The organism is Bradyrhizobium sp. CIAT3101 (assembly GCF_029714945.1).
Classification (GTDB): domain Bacteria; phylum Pseudomonadota; class Alphaproteobacteria; order Rhizobiales; family Xanthobacteraceae; genus Bradyrhizobium.
This window is the reverse complement of the sequence record NZ_CP121634.1, coordinates 1,039,684-1,062,500: the sequence shown is the minus strand read 5'-3', so window position 1 is coordinate 1,062,500 and position 22,817 is coordinate 1,039,684. Positions and strand designations below refer to the sequence as shown.

Genomic DNA, 22,817 nt, shown 5'->3' with positions numbered 1-22,817 from the left:
GGATGACCTCTCCGGGGCGATTTTATCTAGTTGTGCGCGCCGATGATCAGTTCAGCTTGCGCTTCGATGTCGGCGCCTCGAACTGCGTGATCTCGGCGGTCTGCGACACCTTCCCGTTGAAGGTCAGCACATTGCCTGCCGACGAGATCGCAACATGATCGCCGTCCCTGACATCGCCGCCCAGGATCATCTCGGCCAGCGGATCCTGCAGATAGCGCTGCACCACCCGCTTGAGCGGCCGAGCCCCGTAGGCGGGATCCCAGCCCTTGGCGGCGAGCCAATCGCGGCCCGCAGCGTCGAGCGTCAGCACGATCTTGCGATCGGTCAGCAGCTTCTGCAGCCGCGCGAACTGGATCTCGACGATCCGACCCATCTCGCTCCTCTGCAAGCGATGGAACAGGATGATCTCGTCGACGCGGTTCAGGAATTCGGGGCGGAAATGTCCGCGCACCATCCCCATCACCTGCTCACGCACGGCAGAGGTGTCTTCGCCCTCGGGTTGATTCACCAAAAACTCCGAGCCGAGGTTCGAGGTCATGATGATCAGCGTGTTGCGGAAATCGACGGTGCGGCCCTGACCATCGGTCAGGCGGCCGTCATCGAGCACCTGCAACAGGACGTTGAAGACGTCCGGATGCGCTTTCTCGATCTCGTCGAACAGCACGACCTGATAAGGCCGCCGCCGCACCGCTTCGGTGAGCGCACCGCCCTCGTCGTAACCGACATAGCCCGGAGGCGCGCCGATCAGCCGCGAGACCGAATGCTTCTCCATGTATTCGGACATGTCGAGGCGGACCATCGCGGTCTCGTCGTTGAACAGGTACTCGGCGAGCGCCTTGGTCAGCTCGGTCTTGCCGACGCCGGTGGGGCCCAAGAACATGAACGAGCCGGTCGGCCGGTTCGGGTCCTGCAGGCCCGCGCGCGAGCGGCGCACGGCGGTCGCGACCGCACGCACGGCCTCGGCTTGGCCGACGACGCGCTGTCCGAGCTGCTCCTCCATCTTCAGGAGCTTCTCTTTCTCGCCTTCCAGCATCTTGTCGACGGGCACGCCGGTCCAGCGCGAGACCACCTGCGCGATGTGGTTGGCGGTCACCGCCTCCTCCATCATCTCGCCGGAGCCTTCACGCGCCTCGATGTCGGCGAGTTGCTTCTCCAGCTGCGGGATCCGGCCATAGGCCAGCTCACCCGCCTTCTGGAACTCGCCACGCCGTTGCGCATCGGCCAGATCGACGCGCAGGGCGTCGAGTTCCGACTTCAGCTTCTGGGCGTTGGAGAGCTTGTTCTTTTCCGAGCTCCAGCGCGCGGTGAGCGCCGCGGATTTCTCCTCGAGCTCGGCGAGCTCCTTCTGAAGCGACTCCAGACGGGTCTTGGAGCCGAGATCGCTCTCCTTCTTGAGGGCCTCCTGCTCGATCTTGAGCCGGATGATCTCGCGGTCGAGCGAATCCAGCTCTTCCGGCTTGGAATCGACCTGCATCTTCAGCCGCGCGGCCGCCTCGTCCATGAGGTCGATGGCCTTGTCGGGCAGGAAGCGGTCGGTGATGTAGCGATTGGACAGCGTCGTGGCCGCCACGAGCGCGGAATCGGTGATCCGCACGCCATGGTGCTGCTCGTACTTGTCCTTCAAGCCACGCAGGATCGAGATCGTGTCCTCGACCGAGGGCTCGCTGACGAAGATCGGCTGGAAGCGCCGCGCCAGCGCCGCATCCTTCTCGACATGCTTGCGGTACTCGTCGAGCGTGGTCGCGCCGATGCAGTGCAGCTCGCCGCGCGCAAGCGCCGGCTTGAGCAGGTTGGAGGCGTCCATCGCGCCATCGCCCTTGCCCGCGCCGATCAACGTGTGCATCTCGTCGATGAACAGGATGAAGGTGCCCTCGCTCGCGGTGACTTCCTGGAGCACGGCCTTCAGCCGCTCCTCGAACTCACCACGGTATTTTGCACCCGCAATGAGCGCGCCCAGGTCGAGCGACAGCAGCTTCTTGTCCTGCAGGCTCTCGGGCACGTCGCCATTGACGATGCGCAGCGCGAGCCCTTCCGCGATCGCGGTCTTGCCGACGCCGGGCTCGCCGATCAGGACGGGATTGTTCTTGGTCCGGCGCGACAGCACCTGGATGGTGCGGCGGATCTCCTCGTCGCGGCCGATGACCGGGTCGAGCTTGCCGTCGCGCGCAGCCTGGGTCAGGTCGCGGGCATATTTCTTCAGCGCCTCATAGGCATTCTCGGCGGTCGCGCTGTCGGCGGTGCGGCCCTTGCGCAGCGCCTCGATCGCGGCGTTGAGATTTTGTGGGGTGACGCCGCCCTTGGCGAGAATGCTGCCTGCCTCGCTGGTCTTCTCCAGCGTGAGACCGAGCAGGAGCCGCTCGACGGTGACGAAGCTGTCGCCCGCCTTCTCGCCGGCCTTTTCGGCGGCGTCGAAGGTGCGCGCGAGCTCGGGCGCCAGATAGATCTGGCCGGCACCGCCGCCTGAGACCTTCGGCACCTTGTTGAGGGCGTCCTCGGTCGCCTTCAGAATTGCGCGGGAATTGCCGCCGGCGCGGTCGATCAGGCCGGACGCCAGCCCCTCATTGTCGTCCAGCAGCACTTTCAGGACGTGCAGGGTCGAAAACTGCTGATGCCCCTCGCGCACCGCAAGCGACTGCGCGGACTGGATGAAGCCCCTGGAGCGTTCGGTATATTTGTCGATGTTCATGGTGTTTTTTGTCCCTCGGCCTGCCCCTGGGGCCCTCTAAGGCACCCCAAACGGCATCTTCATTGGGTTTCCGCATGCTGCGTTGACGTTCCTCAACCAACAGCGGTCGTTATCAGCCGACGCTGGCGCCGGCCTGACCCAGATGTGGGAAGCGTGCCCTCGGATCGGAAGAGGCGAGTTCACAATTTCGTGCTCTGATCAGCCTGCTTGGCGGCGGCGGGTCGAATCCCCATAAGTAGGCCCATGAACTTCAGCGCAAAGACAGCCAGCCGGACCGCCGAAATCACCGGCCTCTACCGCTACCCGATCAAGGGCCTGACGCCGGAATCCCTGCTCCGGGTTCCCCTGCGAACCGGCCAGACCCTCCCCGCCGACCGCCGCTACGCCATCGAGAACGGCCCGAGCGGGTTCGATCCGGAAGCTCCCGCCTGGAAGCCGAAAATCCAGTTCCTGATGCTGGCCCGCAATGAGCGGCTGGCGTCCCTCGATAGCCGGTTCGAGGACGCCACCAACAGCCTCACCATCCGCAAGGACGGCCAGGTCGTCGCCAGCGGCGATCTCGAGACCGCGGCGGGGCGCACCGCCATCGAGGGTTACTTCACGGAGAATTTCCAGCCGGAGCTGAAGGGGCCGCCAAAAGTGCTGTCCGGCCGGGACCACAGCTTTTCCGACGTCGCCCGCAAGGTCGTGTCGATCATCAATCTCAACAGCGTTCGCGCCATCGAGACCATGCTCGGCGGTGTCGCCGTCAATCCGCTGCGCTTCCGCGGCAATCTCTACGTGACGGGCTGGCCGGCGTGGTCCGAACTTGAGCTGGTCGGCCAGACGCTCGCGATCGGGCAGGCCCGGCTGAAGGTGGTCAAGCGCATCGTGCGCTGCCCGGCCGTCAACGTCGATCCCGACACCGCCATACGCGATCTCGAGATACCGCCGACGCTGTCGCGCAATCTCGGCCACATGGATTGCGGCATCTATGCCGAGGTGGTGGCGGACGGCGAGATCGGCGTCGGTGATGCTGTCGCGGTGGAAGAGCCGAAGCTCGTGTGAGCTGGCACCGGTCCCGTAGGGTGGGCAAAGCGAAGCGTGCCCACGTTCTTTCCGACTTCAGAGAGGTGGTGGGCACGGCGCGTGCGCGCCTTTGCCCACCCTACGACACCCTCGCTACGGCACTGTCACTCCGTCAATTCGGCATCACATACGCATAGATCCGGCCGCGCGAGATCGGAGCTTCGCGGACGCGGTTGCCGTTGTTGCCGGAGATCATGATCGGATTGCCCTGCGCGTCGATGCCGGTGATGATGCCGACATGACCGCCGCGGCGGCCACGCGACATCACCGCGATGGCGCCGACCTGCGGACCGGAGACGCGCGTACCGTAATGCGCGAACGAGCTCGCCATGTCGGAGCCGGTGCCCTGATGGCCGGTGTGCTGCAGCACCATGTTCATGAAGCGCGCGCACCACAGGCTGCCGCGACCGGTCGGGTTGCCGCCAATGTAGCGGCGCGCCTCGGAGACGAGACCGGACCCGCCGCCAACGCCGGCGCCTGCAGCCATGCCGTTATTGGCCATGCCACCGACATTAGCATTCGGATTGTAGCTGGCCTGGGTGTCGGCGAATCCGCTCGCCTGCAATTGCGCCGCGCCGCGCTCGAAGCGCGAACTGCGTGCATGATGGCGATAGTGATGATGTCTGGCGTGATGCACGTAAGCGTGCCGCTCTGCGCTATGACGATGATGCGGCCGCGCTGAGGCCGGAGAAACGAACACGGCAACCGCCGCGAAGAAAATCGCCAGCGCGATAACACAGCGCGACAGGCGAGACGCAAACAACTCCAACATTACTCATCCTTCGTTGACACCCCCACTTCCAATCGGCCCGTGCGGTGGCCGACCTCCGTCTGGCCGTTAAGCCGCCGGATGTGGCGAGAAAAAGACGCCGAGGGCGGCGAATAGCTGCGATGATCTTGCGTCAGTACTGGTGTGAAGCTGCCTCATTGCGGACAACAGCGTTAACTGCAATCCTGAAGTCACGGCCTGAAGAGAGGGAAACAGTTAATGCCCCACGCCACGACCAGGGACGACGTCCGCATCTATTTCGAAGAAGCGGGTCAGGGAACGCCAATCATTTTTCTGCACGAGTTCGCGGCCGACTACACCAATTGGGAGCCGCAGATGCGTTACTTCTCGCGCGGCCACCGCTGCATCACCTATTCCGCGCGCGGCTACACGCCATCCGACGTTCCGGCGGGCGAGGTCTACAGCTACGAACATTTCTACACCGATGCGCTCGCGGTGCTCGACCATCTCAAGATCGAGCGCGCGCATCTCGTCGGTCTTTCGATGGGTGCTTACTCGTCGCTGCAGATCGGATTGAACGCGCCGCAGCGCGCGCTGTCGATGACGCTTGCCGGTGTCGGCTCCGGCTCCGAGCTCGAGAACCTCGACAATTGGCGCAAGCAGTGCCGCACCAATGCCGAGCAATTCGAGACACTCGGCTCCGCCGAGGTCGCAAAGGTCACGCGCGAGGCGCCGAGCCGGATTCCCTTCCTGGTGAAGGATCCGCGCGGCCACGCCGATTTCTACGCCGCGCTGGCGCGGCACGATTCCAGGGGATCAGCGAACACGATGCGCGGCTTCCAGGGCGGCCGTCCCTCGATCTACACCCTGACGGATGCGATCAAGAAGGCCGCCACGCCGGCGCTGATCATCTGCGGCGACGAGGATGACCCTTGTGTCGGGGCGAGCCTGTTCCTGAAGAAGCATCTGCCGGCGGCGGGGCTCGCGATGTTTCCGAAATCGGGTCACGTGCTCAATCTAGAAGAGCCCGCGCTGTTCAACGCGAGCGTGGAGCGGTTCGTGGCGCTGGTGGAGGCCGGGAGATGGCCGGTGCGCGATCCGAGGTCGCTGGCGGCGCACTGACTGCCAGCTCCTCATCACTTCCCCTGCCCGCGGCTCAGCAGGAACACGCCCTGCTCGCCGAACAGATTCCACACCCACCAGGGCAATCGCAGCCGCAGCGGGCGGCCGTAGAGGTCGAGTGCCTCGGCGCGCTCCATCTTGACGCCGATGGCGTCGCAGAGCTCGACGAAGTCCTTGATGGTGCAGAAATGGATGTTGGCGGTGTCGTACCAGCTGGCCGGCAGATTCTCCGTGCGCGGCATGTGGCCGCCGACCAGGAGCTGCAGGCGCATCCGCCAGAAGCCGAAATTCGGGAACGACACGATGGCGCGACGGCCGATGCGCAGCAAATTCTCCAGCACGGCCTTGGGCTGCCGCGTCGCCTGCAGCGTCTGCGACAGGATCACGTAGTCGAAGGCGTCATCGGGATAGTTGACGAGGTCGGTATCGGCATCGCCCTGCACCACCGCGAGGCCTTTTGCCACGCAGCGGTTGACGCCCTCGCGCGACAGCTCGATGCCACGGCCGTCAATGCCGCGGGTCTCGAGCAACTGAAGCAGATCGCCGTCGCCGCAGCCGACGTCGAGCACTTTCGAGCCCGGCTTGACCATCTCGGCGACCAGCAGATGGTCGGCGCGAAACGGGCCGGACTGCTCCGCAGTGAGACCGTTGAGCGGCAGCACTTGCTGTACAGACATCGCTAGCCGTCCTTGCTGGTGAGCCCGCGCGCCTTGCCTGCCGATTGCAGGAAGGCGCGGGAGATGTCGAAGAATTCGGGCACGTCGAGCAGGAAGGCATCGTGGCCGCGGTCGGTCTCGATCTCGGCAAACGACACCCGCGCACTCGACGCATTCAGCGCGTGCACCAGCGCGCGCGACTCCGAAGTCGGGAACAGCCAGTCGCTGGTGAAGGAGACCACGCAGAAGCGGGTCTGGATTCCCGCGAACGCTTTCGCCAGCACGCCGCCATGGTCGCCGGCGATGTCGAAATAATCCATCGCGCGCGTGAGATAGAGATAGGAGTTGGCGTCGAAGCGCTCGACGAAGGACGAGCCCTGGTAGCGCAGATAGGACTCGACCTGGAAATCGGCATCGAACGAGAAAGTCGGCAGCTCGCGGTCCTGCATGCGGCGGCCGAATTTTCGATGCAGTGCTGCGTCCGAAAGATAGGTGATGTGCGCAGCCATGCGCGCGACCGCGAGGCCGCGATGCGGATGGATGCCCTGATCGGCGTAGGCGCCGTTGTGCCAGTCGGGATCGGCCATCACGGCCTGGCGGCCGAGCTCGTGGAAGGCGATGTTCTGTGCCGAATGCCGCGTCGAACAGGCAATCGCCAGCGCCGAGTAGACGCGCTTGGGATAGGCCGCGGTCCATTGCAGCACCTGCATGCCGCCCATCGAGCCGCCGACGACGGCGAACAGCGTGTCGATGCCGAGCCGGTCGATCAGCATCGCCTGCGCGCGCACCATGTCGGGGATGGTGATGACGGGGAAATCCAGGCCCCACACCTTGCCGGTTGCGGGATTGATCGAGGCGGGCCCCGTCGAGCCCATGCAACCGCCGATCACGTTGGAGCAGATGATGAAGTAACGGCTGGGATCGAGCGGACGGCCGGGACCGACCAGCGTCTCCCACCAGCCGGATTTGCCGGTGACGGGATGCACATTGGCGACGTGCTGATCACCGGTCAGCGCATGGCAGATCAGCACCGCGTTGGAGCGATCGGCGTTGAGCTCACCATAGGTCTTGTAGGCGATCTGGAACGGGGTGAGATCGATGCCACAATCGAGCCGCAGCGGCTGGTCGGCGCCGAACTGCGCGACCTCCGAACTCGGATGATCGACCTCATGCGACCGGTCGTCGGCACTGATCGCGGGACTGGGGACAGACTTGACGCCAACCATCTCTGACCATCGACCTCGTTTGCGATCAAACGTGAGACCGCGATGAAATCAGGCCATAAAAAACCCGGCCTGAACGATAGGTTCGGCCGGGATCGAAAGCGTCCCCGGCCTGTTTAGCGAGTTTTTTAACGTGGCTGCAAGCCGGCCGGCTCAAATGACCACGGAACAGGCAAAAACCTACCGGCTTGGGCCCTTTTCGTCAAGTCACGGTCCGGATAAGCCAAAATGGCCTCTCTGCGGGCTCCCTGGCAGGTCGTCATTTCTCTTTGCTTTCGCCGCCCTGACTGCCTAATCAAGACATCGACCGCAGCGGATCCGGCTTGCCCGATCCGCATTGGAACGCCACTCACAACAGCACTCGCAGATATGTCCCAACGTCCGCCCGCGCCACCATCTCTCCAGGAATTGCGCAAGGAGATCGACGCGATCGACGAGGGCATGCATCGCCTGCTGATGCAGCGCGGCGACATCATCGACCGCCTGATCCAGGTGAAGCAGACCCAGGAGGTCGGCTCGGCGTTCCGCCCGGCGCGCGAAGCCTCGATGATGCGTGACATCGTGCAACGCCACCGTGGCATTCTGCCGCTCGACACGGTCGAGAGCATCTGGCGCGTCATCATCTCGACCTTCACCTATGTCCAGGCGCCGTTCTCCGTGCATGCCGACATCTCGGTGAGCGAGCCGGCGATGCGTGATTCCGTGCGCTTCCATTTCGGCTTCACGGTGCCTTACGTCGCGCATTTCAGCGCGCAGGCGGCGGTCGAGGCCGTGGCGAAATCCAAGGGCGACCTGGCGCTGGTCTCGGCGACATCGAGCCGCACGCCGTGGTGGCTGGAGTTGGAGGCTGATGGTGCGCCGAAGATCATTGCGCGCATGCCCTTCGTCGAGCGCGCCGACCATCCGGCGGCGCTGCCCGTATTCGCGATCTCGCGCGTCGCCGACAGCGCCGTGGTGACGGAGGTCGAGACCTTCAGCGTGCGCGTGTCGGGGTGGAACGCCGAGGTCGCGCGGGCGCTGTCGCCGCTCGCCGATATCGTGGCGGTGCCCGATACCGCCTTCGACGGCGCAGCGTTGCTGGTCTCGGTCACCAGCGACACCAGCATCGACAAAATCAGGGCTGCTCTGATCGAGGCAGGGGCCTCGGTGCGCTCCACGGCTCTCGTCGGCAGCCACGCAACGCGCTATACGGTGCCCCCGACCGGGCCGAAATCGTAAATCGCGTACCGCCTAAGCCTATCCGGAGTTGAAGATGTCCCGCCCCGTGCCGAATCCCGGCATTCTCGATATTGCGCCCTACACGCCCGGCAAGACCCCGGTGCCGGAGCCGGGCCGCAAGGTGTTCAAGCTCTCGGCCAACGAGACGCCGTTCGGACCCTCGCCCAAGGCGATCGAGGCCTTCAAGCACGTCGCGGACCATCTGGAGGACTACCCGGAAGGAACCTCGCGCGTGCTGCGCGAGGCGATCGGCCGTTCTTTCGGGCTCGATCCGAACCGCATCATCTGCGGCGCCGGCTCGGACGAAATCCTCAACCTGCTCGCCCACACCTATCTCAGCCACGGCGACGAGGCGATCTCGACCACGCACGGCTTCCTGGTCTACCCGATCGCGACGATGGCGGTCGGCGCCAAGAACGTGGTCGCGGCCGAGAAGAACCTGACCTGCGACGTCGACGCCATCCTCAAGGCGGTGACACCGAAGACGAAACTGGTCTGGCTCGCCAACCCCAACAACCCGACCGGCACCTATATCCCGTTCGACGAGGTCAAGCGCCTGCGCGCGGGCCTGCCGTCGCACGTGCTGCTGGTGCTGGACGCCGCCTATTGCGACTATGTCTCGCGCAATGATTACGAGATGGGGATCGAGCTCGTCGCCACCACCGACAATACGGTGGTGACGCACACCTTCTCCAAGATCCACGGCCTCGCGGCCCTGCGCATCGGCTGGATGTTCGGCCCCGAGCACATCATCGACGCCGTCAACCGCATCCGCGGTCCGTTCAACGTGTCGACGCCGGCGATGTATGCCGCGGTCGCCGCGATCGAGGACACCGCGCACCAGGCGATGTCGAAGCAGTTCACCGAGACCTGGCGCAACTGGCTCACCGAGGAGATCACCAAGCTCGGACTGAAGGTGACCCCGGGCGTTGCCAATTTCGTGCTGATCCACTTCCCGCAGGAAGGCAAGACCTCGGACGCGGCCGATGCCTATCTCACCAAGCGCGGCCTCGTGCTGCGCGCGCTGAAGAACTACGGCCTGCACCACCAGCTGCGCATGACCATCGGCACCGAGGAGGCCAACCGCCTCGTCGTCGACGCCCTGCGCGACTTCATGGCCGACAAATGAGCGTGGACCCGCACTTCCAGCGCGTCGCGCTGATCGGCTTCGGTCTGATCGGCGGCTCGATCGCGCGTGCTGCCAAGCTTCAGGGCTTGGCTGGCGAGATCGTCACCACCGCGCGCTCGGAGAAGACGCGCGCGCGGGTGCTCGAGCTCGGCATCGTCGACCAGGTCGTGGCGACCAATGCGGAAGCCGTGAAGGACGCCGATCTCGTCATCCTCTGCATTCCCGTCGGCGCCTGCGGGCCGGTGGCACAGGAGATTGCGGCGCATCTCAAGCCGGGTGCCGTCATCTCCGATGTCGGCTCGGTCAAGGGCGCTGTCGTCAAGGACATGGCGCCGCATCTGCCGAAGCATGTCCATTTCGTGCCGGCGCATCCGGTGGCGGGCACCGAGCATTCGGGCCCGGATTCCGGCTTCGCCGAGCTCTTCATCAACCGCTGGTGCATTTTGACGCCGCCGGAAGGCACCGACGCCGCCGCAACCGCGCATTTGCGCGCCTTTTGGGCGGCGATGGGTGCCAAGGTCGAGGTGATGACGCCGGATCATCATGATCTCGTGCTCGCGATCACCAGCCATCTGCCGCATCTGATCGCCTACACCATCGTCGGCACCGCCGACGAGCTGCAGCAGGTGACGGAATCGGAGGTCATCAAGTTCTCCGCCGGCGGCTTCCGCGACTTCACCCGCATCGCGGCCTCCGACCCGACGATGTGGCGCGACGTCTTCCTCGCCAACAAGGACGCAGTGCTGGAGATGCTCGGCACCTTCACCGAGGATCTCGCAAAGCTCACCCGCGCGATCCGTCGCGGTGACGGCGAAGCGCTGTTCGATCACTTCACCCGCACCCGCGCCATCCGCCGCGGCATCGTCGAGATCGGCCAGGATTCGGCGGCTGCGGACTTCGGCCGCCAGCACGGGCAGCTCGACAAGAAACCCGGCTAGCCGCGGTCCTTGCCCCCTGCGATACGGCGCCGGCCGGCAAGACCGGCGCCGATCTGCATGCATACGCCCAGCATCCAGGTGGCGCCGAACAGCAGATTGCCAGCGGGATCGGACGTCTCGTCGAACACGAAAGCAAAGAGCGCGAGCAGGCCCGCTCCGGCGGCGAGGAACGTGCCGGTTGCGCTGGCGAGGCCGATCGCGGGCGATCGATGCGCCGGCCCAGGCCGAAGCTGCGGCCAGCGCGGGATGTCGATCCCGAGATAGGCGCCGATCATGCCGAGCACGATCAGCAAGACAGTGAATTCGACGGTGTCGAACCCAGGCAGCTCCGCCCGCATCAGCAATGCGGCGACGAAGGTGGCGCCGACTGCGCCCGTCATCGCCAGGCCAAGCCGGGCGACGACGTGCGCAAGCCGAAGGATCAGAAGACCGTCGGACAATGGCCGTCCTCTGGTGATTAGAACGGGTAGTACCGGACCTGCGTCATGACGATGTTGTCGTCGGTCTTGGGCGCGCCGCCGACACCGGCAAAGGCAAACCGCTGCGTGTACGAATACTGCACGCCGGCTTTGAGCGTGCCGTAATTGCCCTGGTAGATGGTGTCGTAGATGCCGGCGGTGATCTGCCGGACTTCCTTGGTGTTGCCGTTACAGGTCGCGGCCGGGGTGTTCTCGGTGAAGCAGCCGGTGTTGTTGTAGAGCGGATTGCCGTAGCCGAACGGCACCGTTCCGACATTGGCGAAGTTGGCCTTGGCTTTTTCCAGACCGGCGTAGCTGTAGACATCGAGGGTCGGCATCGCGTGCCAGACCAGGCCGACCGTGGCCGCCGTGATCGTTAGCGGCAGCACCGTCCCGTCCTGCGCCAACGCAGCGTCGGGGAACGGCGTTTGCGTAAAGCGTCCGAGCACACCGTGAGAGCCGTAGAGCTGGAGGTCGAGTGTTTTCGGAATCAGCTCGGCAAAGATGTGACCACCGAAGCTGCCGGTGTCGTAGGTGTGGTTGGCGCCGTTGAAACGGTCGAACAGCTGGCGATAAAGCGCCCAGGCTTCGACGTGCAGCTTGTAGGGCCCGAGCCGCGGGTCCCAGGCCGCCTTGACCGTGACGTCAGGTACCTGGTTGAGGCTTACATTGTTGAGGCTGTTGAAGAAGCTGCCGCCTGGCCCGGTCAGGTTGACCTGGAGGTTCGGATTGAGCACGCCCTGCGGCCCGACGGCGGGCGTGCCAACTGCCGGGACGTTACCGCCGAAGAACGACGTCTGGGCATTCTCGACGGAAGCAGCGAGCTTGAACTCAGGTCCGATGTCCTGCCAGACGCGCAAACCTGGCTGCCGCGCGGAGATGAATCCCGGGACGGATTCGAAATCGATCACACCGGGCGCATCGACGCCGCGTGGATCGATGCCCGCCTTGCTCGGCGAGTTCAACGACCATGATTGCCCGGCGAGGAAATGGAAACCGAGATCGCTGCGGTAGACCTCCAGGCTGAGCTGTCGCATGCGTGGATTGAACGAGTTGGTCGCCACTGAACTCGCCGTCTGCGCAGCGCCCTCGAAGTCGATTTCGCCGTAGCCGGCGAGATGCGTATCGGGATCGGCGTTGCCTTCAGCCAGCACCGAGAACCTGCTCTGGCGCGCGGAGAACCGCGTCTCCGGGACAAAGAAATTGTGAGCCTGCTGATAGGGAATGAAGTTGTAGACCGAACCGGTATCGGAAGCGATGTTGCGCGAGCGGTAGATGCCGGTGAGATCGACCCAGCCGCCGAATGTCAGCGTGATGCCCTTGTAGCAGATCTTGCCGGACGCCGACGCACAGGCATCGACGGGCAGCGCCTTGTAGGTCCCCGACATCGGCATGGCCTTGGCCTGCACGGCTTCGACCTGACGGGTCTTACGTGCCTCCGAGTCCACCTTCTGCTGCAGCTCCTTCAGCTTCGCCTTCAGCGCCTGGAGTTCGGTTGTGACATTGTCGTCGGCACGCGCCTGTCCCGAACAGGCAGCGAGTAGTCCCAGCATGAGTCCGCGAGTGATGATCCGCACGTAAGCCTCCCTCCACATGGGAAGCAGGTGCTGTTGGTTGCGCCCCCGGCGCGTGCATGCTTCCCTGGTGTGGAGTGATGCGAATGAGCGAGCTGTTATTCTCGGCGAGGCGCATCTTCTGCATCACGTTTTCCTGACGATCATGTTCGGAATATTTTCGTGGCTACCCCGATCCGCACGCGCGATTGCCGCGCTTACGACACAACGCGCATTGGGCCCGACCGGGACATGGCCGGGCCCAACTCCGCGACGCGCAAAGCCTCAAGGGGGATGGCGGCTATTGACCCTTGGTCGCGCGGATCACCGTGGGGCGCGGTGATTTCGCAGACGGCGCGTAAGCCATCGCATCGCGCGGCGCAGCGCTCGCGAGATGGCGGTCGCCGTTCGGATACTGGGCTTGGTGGGCGGCCGGCTGCTGCGATCGCCACTGCGCGAAGGCAGGCGTCGCGAGTGCGGTCGACATGGCGATGGCGGCAATGAACAGCTTGGACGTCGTCATGGGTATCTCTCCTGCCTCGGTGGCCCGCGTCATCGGGCAGCCGACATGGAGAGAGACCGGGCTTGGCGGCTCCGCATTCCCGGCGGACGATCACGATCCAGCGAAGAGACCGTGACGTCGCCGGTGAGAGCAACGACCGCTAGTACAGCGGCGGAATCTGGCCGACCGTGATCGGGCCGAGCAGCACGGCGCCGTCGACGAATTTCAGCGGGAAGCTGCGGGCCTTCTTGCCCTCGAGGGTGCTCTCGGTGCCGATCGAGTTGATGCCGGCGGCGACGCCGGCGTTGGCGTTCTGCTTGATGACCTTGCCGAGGCCGGGAACGGCACGGTCGAGCGCGCCGAAGAGATTGTTGAGGTCCTTCGACTTCACGCCGGGGGCGACGCGATCGAGCGTCGCCTGCGGTACGCCCTCTTCCAGCATCTTCTCGATCCCGAGCGCCGGAATGACGCGTTCGAGACCGGTCACGGTCATCTGCAATTCGCCATCGAGTCGGCCATTGGCCGACAGGCCCAGCGTGCCGGCCGCGACTGCGATCATCTCGCCCTGCTGGATCCGCGACTGCACGATTTCGATATGGCCGCCGGCGGCCTGGATCTCGCGGAAGCGCTGCGGCCAGGGTTTTGGGGTGAGATCGGAGAGCCCGGTGATCTTCGCACGCGTGTCGGCTTCGAACGGCTCGGCGAGCAGCGGGTGCACGCCCTGGATGCTGCCCTGCGCGACCTGAAGCACGGTCTCGATCACGGGGTGATCGGCCGGCGATCCGTCGGCGATGCGACCATGCAGCTCAATCTGCTTGGCGCGCGCGAGCGGCACCTGCACCGAACCATCGAGCCGGTTGATGCTGGGATCGTCGAACACGATGGAGGCGCGTTCCGGGATGGCCGGCAAGCCAACCACACTGCTGCGGCCATTGCTCCAGTTCACCACGAAGGTGTTTTGCGTGACGCCGTCGGTCAATGTTGCCGGCGCGGAAAACTCGGCGATGACGTGCTTGGGATCGTAGACCTGCGCCAGAACCAGAATGTTGTCGAGCTTGGCCGTGAACGGCGTCTTGCTCGCATTCTGTGACACCAGGGCGACGCTGGCGCCGGAGCACTGGACCTCGAAGCGGAACGGGAAGCCGGCAATCGAGCGCTTGGCGCAGTCATAGATGCGGCCGGATTTGGCCTCCTGCGCGCGCCAGGCATCGGCCGCGACCTCGGCCTGCGAGGCCGCATAGAACCAGAAGCCGCTCCAGGCGGCCGCAAGGATCAACAGGAGGACGGGAGCAATGAAAAGGCCCCAACGGGAGCGCCGGCCTGCGGCAATGGTCATATCGGACATGCGGCGACCCTTTGACCCCAGATTTTGTCAAATGTAAGCGAGGCTGGCCCCGGACGAAAGGCCGAGAATTCGCTTCGCTTGGAGACACGGTTCTGGTAGCCGTGCCCGAAATGTCGGAAATCACCCTTCCCACCGTCACGTCAGCCAAGGGCGACCTCTGGGTGTTCGGCTACGGATCGCTGATGTGGCGGCCGGGCTTCGAATTCGAGGAGCGCGTCCCGGCGCGGCTGGTTGGCGAGCATCGCGCGCTCTGCGTCTATTCCTTCGTGCATCGCGGCACGCCCGAGCAGCCGGGCCTGGTGCTGGGGCTCGACCGCGGCGGCGCCTGCCGTGGCATCGCCTTCCGTGTCGCTGAAAAGAACCGTGCCGACGTGGTCGCCTACTTGCGGGCGCGCGAGCAGGTGACGTCGGTCTATCGCGAGGTGATGCGCTCGGTGTGGCTGGAGAACGAAGCGCGCGAGCGCGTCTCGGCGCTCGCCTATGTCGTCGACCGCGGTCATGTGCAGTACGCCGGCCGGCTGTCGCTCGCCGACCAGCACCGCCATGTGCTGCAGGGTCACGGCCAGTCCGGCGCCAACCGCGACTACGTGACGGCGACCGTCAAGGCGATCGAGGCCGAAGGCTTTCGCGACACGCAATTGCATCAGCTCGCGACGATGCTGCATGGTGCGCACGCGCCGGATCCGGCGGAAGATCGAGAGAACCGCTAGCTCTCCGAGGGCGCGTAGCTCGGCGCGCTGCCGATCAATTGCTCCTGCTCCTTGCGGCCGGCCTCGACGAGGCGAGCGGTCGCATCCTCGATCGCCGTCTGCACGCGGGTGAGAAACTCATCCTTGGGCAGGCCCGGCGGCAACGGATCGAGGAACTCCACCACCAGCGTGCCGGGATAGCGCATGAACGTCCGGCGCGGCCAGAACAGGCCGGAATTGAGCGCGATCGGCAGGCACTGCACGCCGCAGGATGAATAGATCTGCGCAAACCCGGTCTTGTAATCCGGCGGCGCCCCCGGCGCACGGCGCGTGCCTTCCGGAAAGATCACGAGCTGGCCGCCTGCGCGCACCGCCTCGCGCGCGCGCCGCGTCATGTCGAGCAGCGCCTTGACGCCGGCATTGCGGTCGATCGCGATCATCCCGGTCTTGACCAGGAACTGGCCGAACACCGGGATCTGCATGAGCTGGCGCTTGAGGATGAAGATCGGGCGATGAAAGAAGCCCGGCAGCACGAACGTTTCCCAGAACGACTGGTGCTTCGCCACGATCACCAGCGGCCCCTGCGGGATCTTCTCGACCCCACGAAATTCAATTTTGATGTTACAGACCACGCGCATCAGGAAAAGCGTCGCCTTCGCCCACCATTCGGCGACCGTCAGCATCGCGCGCGGCGGCAATGCGAAGGTCGGCAGCGCCACGATCGCGAGGCACACCAGCACGGTGTAGAACAGCACGTTGAACAGCAGCGAGCGCACGAAAATCAGGAACATCGAAAATCCGATCAATTGGCCTGCGCCGTAGCCGGCCGCCTGGATTGCAGACCCGCAGGCTGCTCCGACACTTCGGGGGAAAGGTCAATGCCGAAATCTTCCAGCCGCACCCTGAGCTCGGCGGCGATGTACTTGACATATTCGGACAGGAGCAGCCGCAGCGTCGAGGCCGAGGTCCACCACGGTTCCTCGCGCCATTTGTCGCCGACCACGGCGAACGGGATCAGCGCGGTCTCCGGCATCGCATGCGAGAACTCCACCAGCGCGCGCGGCATGTGATAGTTCGAGGTCACCACGATCAGCGACTTGAAGCCGCGTCCGTCGGCCCAGCGCCGCGCCTCCGCAGCGTTGCCGCGGGTCGTCAGCGCAGTACGATCGAGATCGACGCAGCAGGTCATGAAGGACTGGTTCTCCGGCAGCGTCCGGGAGATGTCGCTCGCGGTCGAGGTCGGATGCACACCCGAGATCAGAAGCCTTTTGCCGTAACCGGCCGCCAGCAGCTCCATCGCATCCGAGACCCGCGAGGAGCCGCCGGTCAGCACCACGATGCCGTCGGCCTTGCGGTCGGGCGCCATCTCGGCGCCGCGCAATTGCGACAGGAACGCGACGAAACCCGCCGCCGCGCCGACAAAGGCGAATGCGATCGTCGACACGACGGTCGCGCGGAGCCAGCCGCGCGGCAGTTTCGGCGATCGATCGTCGGTCGGCGTGGTCATATGATGTCGGTGATCCCTTCCCGGATTATTTTAGGACGTTTTGAGGCGAAGTGGAGTCCGGTTTAACGGGCTCAATCCACGTCATTCAGCGTCGCGAACAGGGTCTGGCGCGAGGCGGCCGCTGTGATGGCACCGATCAGGACGGCCTGCACCGCGAGCACGACATAGCCGGACGGCCGCAGTGAGAAGGTGCCGAGCAGGGCTGCGAACTGGTCGCCGACCGGGGTGCCGGAGAACCAGCCGGCAATCGACTCGGAGAAGCCGAACAGCAGCATGGCGACGCCGCCGCCGATGACGCCGCCTTCGAGGCCGAGCCTGAGGAAGTGCCGCAGGAAATGATTGGCAATGTAGCGGTCGCCGGCGCCGACGAAATGCAGGACCTCGACGATCGGGCGGTTCGCCGCCATCGCGCCGCGGGTCGCGAACGAGACCGAGATGATGGTCGCGACGATGACGAGCGCGAGGATGCCGATGCCGGCGAACACGGTCGCATTGGTCATCGAGCGCATCCGTTCGATCCACGCGCGATGATCGTCGACGCTGGCGCTCGGTGCCACCTGCGTCACGCGGGCGCGCAGGGCGCCGAGATCGAGCGCGGTGCCCGGCTGCACGCGCGCGATGATCATGCGCGGCACCGGCAGATCGTCCATCGACAGCCCGGTGCCGAGCCAGGGCTCGAGCAGCTTGCCGCTCTCGTCCTTGGTGAACGGCTTGACCTCGACGATGCCGGCTTGCGCGCGCATCGCCTCGGTGACGGCGGCAGTGTCGCGCTCGATATCGCGGCCCGATTGCGGGCGAACCTGGATGGTGATCTCGCTCGCGACATCGGACTGCCATTCCGCAGCCGACGCGCTGACCAGCAGCACCGTGCCCGTCGTCATCGAGGCGAGGAAGGTCATGATGGCGACGACGGCGACCAGCGCGCGGCCATGGATCGAGGCGCGCGGCACGATCGGCGACATGTTGCGCGCCTTGGCGGGGAGCTGCGGACGTTCCTGTCCGAGATCGACCAATACGCCGCGCTCGTCGGTCTTACTCATAGACGTGCAACCGGCCCTGATGCAGCACGAAGCGGCGCGCTTCGTACTGGTCCATCAGCGCGATGTCGTGGGTTGCGATAATGACGGCCGTACCCGACTTGTTGAGCTCGATGAAGAGCCGCAGCAGACGGCGCCCGAGCGTCGGATCGACGCTGCCGGTCGGCTCGTCCGCGAGCAGCAGTTGCGGCCGCGAGATCACCGCGCGCGCGATCGCCGCGCGCTGCTTCTCGCCGCCCGACAGGATCGGCGGCAGTGCATCCATGCGGTCGCCGAGGCCGACCCAGCGCAGGAGGTCGATGACCTCCTTGCGGTAGCTGGATTCGCTGCGGCCCATGACGCGGAACGGCAGCGCCACGTTCTCGTAAGTCGTCATGTGGTCGAGCAGGCGGAAATCCTGGAGCACGATGCCGATGCGCTTGCGCAGATCGGCGATCTCATCCTTGCCGAGCGTCGAGATGTCGTGACCGAACAGATTGACGAGACCACGCGTCGGCCGGTGCGACAGGAACAACAGGCGCAGCAATGACGTCTTGCCGGCGCCGGACGGGCCGGTGAGGAATTGGAAGGAATGCGCAGGGATCTGGAAACTGAGATCGCGCAGGATCTCCGGCCCCAGACCGTAGCGTAATCCGACATTTTCGAACCGAACCAAGCTCAGCTCCGTTCGAGAGAGGACGCAAGCCGCACCGCGACGCACCGCCACAGACGTTCCACGGGTTTTGCGACCGTTATGGTTTCCGGTTCGTTAACGGTCGCCTTGTAGCATCCTGGCCGCCCGGTTTCGCACGACCGGGTTATCGTCGAGGCCCGTCCATGCATATCGTCTGTCCCCATTGTACGACATCCTACGCCATCAAGCTTGCGAGCCTTGGGGCCAACGGGCGGACGGTCCGCTGCTCCCGCTGCAAGGAAACCTGGATGGCGCATCCCGAGGATGCCATCGAGGAGGCCGTCGTGCCGGCGATGGCGGCAGCCAGCCAGGCTGACGACCAGTCCGACCTCGCCGAGCAGTGGAACTCCTATGCCAAGGACGACCCTGCTGCCGAAACCCCGATGGTCGAAAGCCCCTCGATTGCCAGCGACTGGCCGACCGAGAATGCCGAGCCCGAGGACGAGTGGTCCGCAGCGGCCCGCGCCGCCGAGGAGGACGTCGTCGGCGTGCAGCACCAATCCTGGTTCCGCGGCCTGTTCAGCCGGCGCGGGGCAAAGGTCAGCCGCCCGGCCCCGGCCGTGGTCCGACGCAAATCCTATTTTGGCCTGCCGACCGCCTGCGCGGCCATGGGCGCGCTGGTGCTGGCGCTGGTGATCTGGCGCGGCGACATGGTCCGCCTGCTGCCGCAGACCGCGGCGTTCTACAAGATGGTCGGCCTGGAGGTGAACCTGCGCGGGCTGGCCTTCAAGGACGTCAAGCTCTCGACCGAGACCGTGGACGGTAAGCAGGTGCTGGTGATCGAGGGCGTGATTGTCGGCCAGGGCAAGAAGCCGCTCGATATTCCGCGCCTGCGCTTTGCCGTGCGCGACGCGCAAGGCGCCGAGATCTACGCCTGGAATTCGGTGCTGGAGCAGACCGTGCTGCAACCCGGCGAGCGCGCCTTCTTCCGCTCGCGCCTGGCCTCACCGCCGCCGGAAGGCCGCAATATCGACGTTCGCTTCTTCAACCGGCGCGACATCGCCGGCGGCAGCGTGTAATCAGGCTTCGTAGAGTTCGCACGGGGTTGATCCCATGCCAAAAGTGTTGATCGCCGATGACGAGGATTCGATGCGCCAGTTGGTGGCGCGCGCCATCGCCATGGACGGCCACGAGACCGTCACCGCACAGGACGGCGCGGAAGCGCTCGAGATCCTGACCCGCGAGGACGGCGCGTTCGACCTGTTGCTCACCGACATCCAGATGCCCGTCATGGACGGCATCGCGCTCGCACTCTCCGCCGCGCGTGACTTTCCCCAGTTGACCATTTTGCTGATGACGGGCTTTGCCGACCAGCGCGAGCGCGCCTCGAACCTCAACGCGCTGGTGCATGACGTCGTGACAAAGCCGTTCTCGGTCGCGGATATCCGCACGGCGGTGGCCGATGCGCTAGCGGCGAAGAAGGGGTAGCGGCAGCGCCATTGCCGTTGTGAAGCAATCATGATTCCCCACAAATGGTGTCGTCCCGGCGAAGGCCGGGACCCATAACCACAGGCAGTGGTTTGGCGAAGGCTCTTGGTTAGCAGCTCGCGCAAGAACTGCTTCCCGGGAGTATGGGTCCCGGCCTTCGCCGGGACGACACTGAGATTGCGGCAACTTCGCAGCTAACTCACCAGAACCTCAAAAATCCTTCAGCAGCCGCTCGATGTAATCGAGCTCGATCTGCGGCCGCGAGGGGTCGCCGAGGCGACGGCGGAGCTCTTCGAGGATGCGGCGGACGCGCTGGACGTCGATCTCGCCGGGAATCTTGACCGTGTAGTCGTCGCCGAATTCGCGGCCATGCAGCGGACGGCCGAGCGGGTCGGTCTGGTTGCCGCCGCTCTGCTGGCGCCCGGCGCGATTGCCGGGACCGTCGCCCTGGCCGTCGCCGTCGCCCTGCTGCATTGCCTCGGCCATCTTCTGCGCACCCTTGCGCATCGCATCCAGTGCCTTGCCCTGGGAATCCACCGCGCCGTCGGCATTGCCGTCGCCGAGCTTCGAGCCCGCGTCGCCCATGGCGTTGTCGGCGGAATCGAGCCCGCCGTCATCATCGCCCTGGTCGGCGTCCTGATCGCCGTCCTGGCCCTGGTCGCCTTGCTGACCCTGCTGGCCCTTCTGTCCCGGCTGGCCTTTCTGGCCCTTCTGCGAGAGCCCGCGCTTGGCCATTTCGTCCTGGAGCTTCTTCAAGCGGTCGCGCAACGCCTGCTGATCCTGCTGCAGGTCCGACATCGACTGGTCGCCCTGCTGCTGCTTGCCGCGCATGCGATCGCGCCGGGAGTCCTGGCCCTGCTTGTAGGTCTTGTCGCGCAATTGCTGCTGCTTGCGGATCATGTCGCCGAGCTCGTTGAGCGCCTGCTCCATGTCGCTCTCGCCGGACTGTCCCGGCTGCGCCATCTGAAGGCCCTCCAGCATCTGCTGGAGCTGATCGAGCAGCTGCTTGGCCGCGTCCTTGTCGCCCGAGCGCGACAGGCGCTCCATGCGGTCGATCATGTTCTGGAGGTCCTGCTGGCGCAGGATTTTCGTGTTGGGATCGAGCGGACGCGCGAGCTGCTGGGCGTCCTTGTTGTTGCGGAACTGCTCGGCGAGCTGGCGCATGAAATTGTCGAGCGCCGCCCGCAGATCCTGCGTGAGCTTCTTGATCTCCTCGTCGCTGGCGCCGCGCTCCAGCGCCTGCTTCAGCGCATCCTGCGCCGCGCGCAATGCCTTCTCGACGTCGGAGATGTTGCCGTCCTCGATCGTCACGGCGAGCGCCCACAGGCTCGCCACGACCTCGCGCAATGCATCATCCGTGCGCGCGGCCTCGAGCTGGCGCGCGACGCTATAGAGGCCGAGATATTGCCCGGTCTCCTGCGTGAACAGCTCGGGCGCGATCATCAGCGCGTCGAGCGCGGTGTAGACGTCGGAATTCTTGTTGGCGTCGAGCGCGAGGATGCGGCGCTGCTCGATCAGCGCGCGCGCCAGGGGCTTGGTGAAGAGCCGCTCGGGCAAGCGCATGTTGAACGGCTCGCTCTTCGCCTCGTTGCCGGCCTCGTCCTTGGCGGAGAGCGTCAGCGTGACATCGGCGCCAGCATAGGGATCCTCGCTGAGATCCTTCACCGTCTGGCCGACACCGTTACGGGTCCGCGCATTCGGCAGCACGAGCGGGAATTGCGGCGGCTGGAACAGCGGCCGCGCGGCGGTCTTGGCGTCGCCGTCCTTGCCGGCATCGCTGGAGCGCGGAGCGACTTGCGCCTCGGCGCCGGTGACGCCGTAATCGTCCTCGATCTTGTAGACGAGCTGGAGCGCGCCGCGCGCCTGGCGCTCCGGATCCTTGGCCAGCGCGATCGTCGGCGGCCGGTCCGGCGTCGCCGCAAAAGCCCATTGCGGCTGGCCCGAAGGAGCGCGGACATGCGCCGTGCCGTCGCCGGTGATGGTGAAGTGCTTCTCGTTGGTGCCCTTGGGCGTGGCCTCGGTCGGCGCAACTTCCTTGAGGCCGCCGGACACAACGACATCCAGGCTGCCGCCGGAGGAGCGCACGATCAGCGTCGAGCCGGCGGGAACGGGAAGCGGGCCGGAGGCCGGAAGCGCTGCGGCTTCCTTGTTGGCGGCCGACAGGATCACCGGCGGCTTTCCGGTGTAGAGCGGCGGCGTGACCCAGGCGTCGACGCGGATATTGGCCGGCGCCAGCACGCCGTTCCAGTCGAAGGCGGCACCCAGCCGCATCGTGCGTTCGTCGCCGGCGGCAAAGAAGGTTGCGACCAGCATCACCATGACCAGCGCACGCAGCGCCCAGGGGTCGTGGATGGCGAGGCGCGGGTGCGGCAAACCGGCGCGGATGCGCTTGAGCGAGGCCAGCGTGCGCTCGCGCTGCGCCTGCCAGAGCGCCTGCGCGACCGGATCCTGCGAGGTCAGCGTGTCCGTGAGCGTCGTGGCCGGGCGATGACGGATGCCCGAGCCGCGGTCGAGCCGGGCGAGCGCCTCCTCGCGGCTCGGCCAGCGAAACCGAATCAGGGGGAACAGGGCGGCAGCCGCAAGGCCGGCGAAAATGACGAGACCGATGGCACGGGCGACGAAGGGCAGCGCCAGCCAGAGTCCGGCCCAGGACACCACCAGAAACAGGCCGACGACAGTGAGGACACGCGCCAAGCCGGGCCAGGCACGCTCCCACGCGATGGCATAAGTGGACCGCTCGAGGGCCTGCGCCAGCTTCAACCGCGACAGAGCATCGCCATCGCGGATCGGGTCTGACGGGTCGGGGGTGACGCCGTTCAATCAACTCTCCAGGTTACCCGGCAGAGTGGAGCGTA

General features: G+C 65.5%; 21 protein-coding genes and 1 riboswitch. Of the genes, 8 read left to right on the top strand and 13 right to left on the bottom strand.

Features of this window, described 5'->3' with window-relative positions; all coding sequences use genetic code 11:
* Window positions 1-46: 46 nt before the first annotated feature.
* Window positions 47-2,686, bottom strand: a complete 2,640-nt coding sequence (clpB, locus tag QA645_RS04815; RefSeq protein WP_283048551.1) for an ATP-dependent chaperone ClpB — start codon at window positions 2,684-2,686, stop codon at window positions 47-49.
* Between the two features lie 243 nt (window positions 2,687-2,929).
* On the opposite strand from clpB, the gene QA645_RS04810 reads away from it, so the two are divergent.
* Window positions 2,930-3,733, top strand: a complete 804-nt coding sequence (locus QA645_RS04810; protein WP_283048549.1) for an MOSC domain-containing protein — start codon at window positions 2,930-2,932, stop codon at window positions 3,731-3,733.
* Window positions 3,734-3,866: 133 nt separating this feature from the next.
* On the opposite strand, the gene QA645_RS04805 is transcribed toward QA645_RS04810, so the two are convergent.
* A complete protein-coding gene (locus tag QA645_RS04805) occupies window positions 3,867-4,526 on the bottom strand; it encodes a TIGR02594 family protein (protein WP_283048547.1) in 660 nt (219 codons plus the stop codon).
* Window positions 4,527-4,742: 216 nt separating this feature from the next.
* Here QA645_RS04805 and QA645_RS04800 point away from each other — a divergent pair, with 216 nt between their 5' ends.
* Complete coding sequence (locus tag QA645_RS04800; RefSeq protein ID WP_283048545.1) at window positions 4,743-5,606, top strand: alpha/beta hydrolase; 864 nt, start codon at window positions 4,743-4,745, stop codon at window positions 5,604-5,606.
* A gap of 14 nt (window positions 5,607-5,620) precedes the next feature.
* On the opposite strand, the gene metW is transcribed toward QA645_RS04800, so the two are convergent.
* Together metW and QA645_RS04790 are read right to left on the bottom strand one after the other, a co-directional pair.
* Window positions 5,621-6,283, bottom strand: coding sequence for a methionine biosynthesis protein MetW (gene metW, locus QA645_RS04795; RefSeq protein ID WP_254134651.1), 663 nt, complete (start codon window positions 6,281-6,283; stop codon window positions 5,621-5,623).
* A gap of 2 nt (window positions 6,284-6,285) precedes the next feature.
* A complete protein-coding gene (locus QA645_RS04790) occupies window positions 6,286-7,488 on the bottom strand; it encodes a homoserine O-acetyltransferase (RefSeq protein ID WP_283048542.1) in 1,203 nt (400 codons plus the stop codon).
* A gap of 92 nt (window positions 7,489-7,580) precedes the next feature.
* Window positions 7,581-7,660: riboswitch (SAM riboswitch) on the bottom strand.
* 194 nt (window positions 7,661-7,854) lie between these two features.
* Here QA645_RS04790 and QA645_RS04785 point away from each other — a divergent pair.
* Genes QA645_RS04785 through QA645_RS04775 form a run of 3 tightly spaced genes read left to right on the top strand, consistent with a single transcriptional unit; the run spans window position 7,855 to window position 10,770 of the window.
* Window positions 7,855-8,703 (top strand): chorismate mutase, encoded by an 849-nt coding sequence (locus tag QA645_RS04785; protein ID WP_254134653.1) that lies wholly within the window; start codon window positions 7,855-7,857, stop codon window positions 8,701-8,703.
* A gap of 34 nt (window positions 8,704-8,737) precedes the next feature.
* A complete protein-coding gene (gene hisC / locus QA645_RS04780; protein ID WP_283048541.1) occupies window positions 8,738-9,832 on the top strand; it encodes a histidinol-phosphate transaminase in 1,095 nt (364 codons plus the stop codon).
* A complete protein-coding gene (locus QA645_RS04775; protein ID WP_283048540.1) occupies window positions 9,829-10,770 on the top strand; it encodes a prephenate/arogenate dehydrogenase family protein in 942 nt (313 codons plus the stop codon). Before hisC ends, QA645_RS04775 begins: the two co-directional genes overlap by 4 nt.
* Here the strand turns inward: QA645_RS04775 and QA645_RS04770 are convergent.
* From QA645_RS04770 to QA645_RS04755, 4 genes are all read right to left on the bottom strand, one after another.
* Window positions 10,767-11,210, bottom strand: coding sequence for a hypothetical protein (locus QA645_RS04770; protein ID WP_283048539.1), 444 nt, complete (start codon window positions 11,208-11,210; stop codon window positions 10,767-10,769). The two genes, QA645_RS04775 and QA645_RS04770, sit on opposite strands and share 4 nt — an antisense overlap.
* 17 nt (window positions 11,211-11,227) lie before the next feature.
* Complete coding sequence (locus QA645_RS04765; RefSeq protein WP_283048537.1) at window positions 11,228-12,805, bottom strand: hypothetical protein; 1,578 nt, start codon at window positions 12,803-12,805, stop codon at window positions 11,228-11,230.
* Window positions 12,806-13,082: 277 nt separating this feature from the next.
* Window positions 13,083-13,304 (bottom strand): hypothetical protein, encoded by a 222-nt coding sequence (locus QA645_RS04760; protein ID WP_283048535.1) that lies wholly within the window; start codon window positions 13,302-13,304, stop codon window positions 13,083-13,085.
* 139 nt (window positions 13,305-13,443) lie between these two features.
* Complete coding sequence (locus tag QA645_RS04755) at window positions 13,444-14,628, bottom strand: DUF2125 domain-containing protein (RefSeq protein WP_254195804.1); 1,185 nt, start codon at window positions 14,626-14,628, stop codon at window positions 13,444-13,446.
* Window positions 14,629-14,738: 110 nt separating this feature from the next.
* Between QA645_RS04755 and QA645_RS04750 the strand changes: the two genes are divergently transcribed.
* Window positions 14,739-15,338, top strand: a complete 600-nt coding sequence (locus QA645_RS04750) for a gamma-glutamylcyclotransferase (RefSeq protein WP_283048533.1) — start codon at window positions 14,739-14,741, stop codon at window positions 15,336-15,338.
* Here QA645_RS04750 and QA645_RS04745 read toward each other — a convergent pair.
* The 4 genes from QA645_RS04745 to ftsE form a co-directional block, all read right to left on the bottom strand.
* Window positions 15,335-16,108 (bottom strand): lysophospholipid acyltransferase family protein, encoded by a 774-nt coding sequence (locus QA645_RS04745; RefSeq protein ID WP_283048531.1) that lies wholly within the window; start codon window positions 16,106-16,108, stop codon window positions 15,335-15,337. The genes QA645_RS04750 and QA645_RS04745 overlap by 4 nt on opposite strands.
* A gap of 11 nt (window positions 16,109-16,119) precedes the next feature.
* Window positions 16,120-16,824, bottom strand: a complete 705-nt coding sequence (locus tag QA645_RS04740) for a YdcF family protein (RefSeq protein WP_283048529.1) — start codon at window positions 16,822-16,824, stop codon at window positions 16,120-16,122.
* 71 nt (window positions 16,825-16,895) lie between these two features.
* On the bottom strand, window positions 16,896-17,864 hold the full coding sequence (locus tag QA645_RS04735) for an ABC transporter permease (protein ID WP_254134663.1): 969 nt from the start codon (window positions 17,862-17,864) through the stop codon (window positions 16,896-16,898).
* On the bottom strand, window positions 17,857-18,516 hold the full coding sequence (ftsE, locus tag QA645_RS04730; RefSeq protein ID WP_057746699.1) for a cell division ATP-binding protein FtsE: 660 nt from the start codon (window positions 18,514-18,516) through the stop codon (window positions 17,857-17,859). Before ftsE ends, QA645_RS04735 begins: the two co-directional genes overlap by 8 nt.
* 161 nt (window positions 18,517-18,677) lie before the next feature.
* On the opposite strand from ftsE, the gene QA645_RS04725 reads away from it, so the two are divergent.
* Both QA645_RS04725 and QA645_RS04720 read left to right on the top strand, forming a co-directional pair.
* Window positions 18,678-19,553, top strand: coding sequence for an MJ0042-type zinc finger domain-containing protein (locus tag QA645_RS04725; protein WP_283048525.1), 876 nt, complete (start codon window positions 18,678-18,680; stop codon window positions 19,551-19,553).
* Between the two features lie 34 nt (window positions 19,554-19,587).
* Window positions 19,588-19,962: a response regulator gene (locus QA645_RS04720; protein ID WP_027530607.1), complete on the top strand. Its 375-nt coding sequence runs from the start codon at window positions 19,588-19,590 to the stop codon at window positions 19,960-19,962.
* A 210-nt stretch (window positions 19,963-20,172) separates the two neighbouring features.
* Here the strand turns inward: QA645_RS04720 and QA645_RS04715 are convergent, their stop codons facing one another.
* Window positions 20,173-22,782 carry a TIGR02302 family protein gene (locus QA645_RS04715; protein ID WP_283048521.1) on the bottom strand — a complete coding sequence of 870 codons (2,610 nt, stop codon included), beginning with the start codon at window positions 22,780-22,782 and terminating at the stop codon, window positions 20,173-20,175.
* Window positions 22,783-22,817 lie beyond the last annotated feature (35 nt).

Coding starts and splice junctions, on each gene's coding strand:
- QA645_RS04735 (WP_254134663.1), bottom strand. CDS start 17,864: ATGAGTAAGACCGACGAGCGCGGCGTATTGGTCGATCTCGGACAGGAA.
- QA645_RS04755 (WP_254195804.1), bottom strand. CDS start 14,628: ATGTCCGATATGACCATTGCCGCAGGCCGGCGCTCCCGTTGGGGCCTT.
- QA645_RS04785 (WP_254134653.1), top strand. CDS start 7,855: ATGTCCCAACGTCCGCCCGCGCCACCATCTCTCCAGGAATTGCGCAAG.
- QA645_RS04775 (WP_283048540.1), top strand. CDS start 9,829: ATGAGCGTGGACCCGCACTTCCAGCGCGTCGCGCTGATCGGCTTCGGT.
- QA645_RS04800 (WP_283048545.1), top strand. CDS start 4,743: ATGCCCCACGCCACGACCAGGGACGACGTCCGCATCTATTTCGAAGAA.
- clpB (WP_283048551.1), bottom strand. CDS start 2,686: ATGAACATCGACAAATATACCGAACGCTCCAGGGGCTTCATCCAGTCC.
- metW (WP_254134651.1), bottom strand. CDS start 6,283: ATGTCTGTACAGCAAGTGCTGCCGCTCAACGGTCTCACTGCGGAGCAG.
- QA645_RS04760 (WP_283048535.1), bottom strand. CDS start 13,304: ATGACGACGTCCAAGCTGTTCATTGCCGCCATCGCCATGTCGACCGCA.
- QA645_RS04805 (WP_283048547.1), bottom strand. CDS start 4,526: ATGTTGGAGTTGTTTGCGTCTCGCCTGTCGCGCTGTGTTATCGCGCTG.
- QA645_RS04810 (WP_283048549.1), top strand. CDS start 2,930: ATGAACTTCAGCGCAAAGACAGCCAGCCGGACCGCCGAAATCACCGGC.
- QA645_RS04745 (WP_283048531.1), bottom strand. CDS start 16,108: ATGTTCCTGATTTTCGTGCGCTCGCTGCTGTTCAACGTGCTGTTCTAC.
- hisC (WP_283048541.1), top strand. CDS start 8,738: ATGTCCCGCCCCGTGCCGAATCCCGGCATTCTCGATATTGCGCCCTAC.
- QA645_RS04740 (WP_283048529.1), bottom strand. CDS start 16,824: ATGACCACGCCGACCGACGATCGATCGCCGAAACTGCCGCGCGGCTGG.
- QA645_RS04720 (WP_027530607.1), top strand. CDS start 19,588: ATGCCAAAAGTGTTGATCGCCGATGACGAGGATTCGATGCGCCAGTTG.
- QA645_RS04790 (WP_283048542.1), bottom strand. CDS start 7,488: ATGGTTGGCGTCAAGTCTGTCCCCAGTCCCGCGATCAGTGCCGACGAC.
- QA645_RS04725 (WP_283048525.1), top strand. CDS start 18,678: ATGCATATCGTCTGTCCCCATTGTACGACATCCTACGCCATCAAGCTT.
- QA645_RS04750 (WP_283048533.1), top strand. CDS start 14,739: ATGTCGGAAATCACCCTTCCCACCGTCACGTCAGCCAAGGGCGACCTC.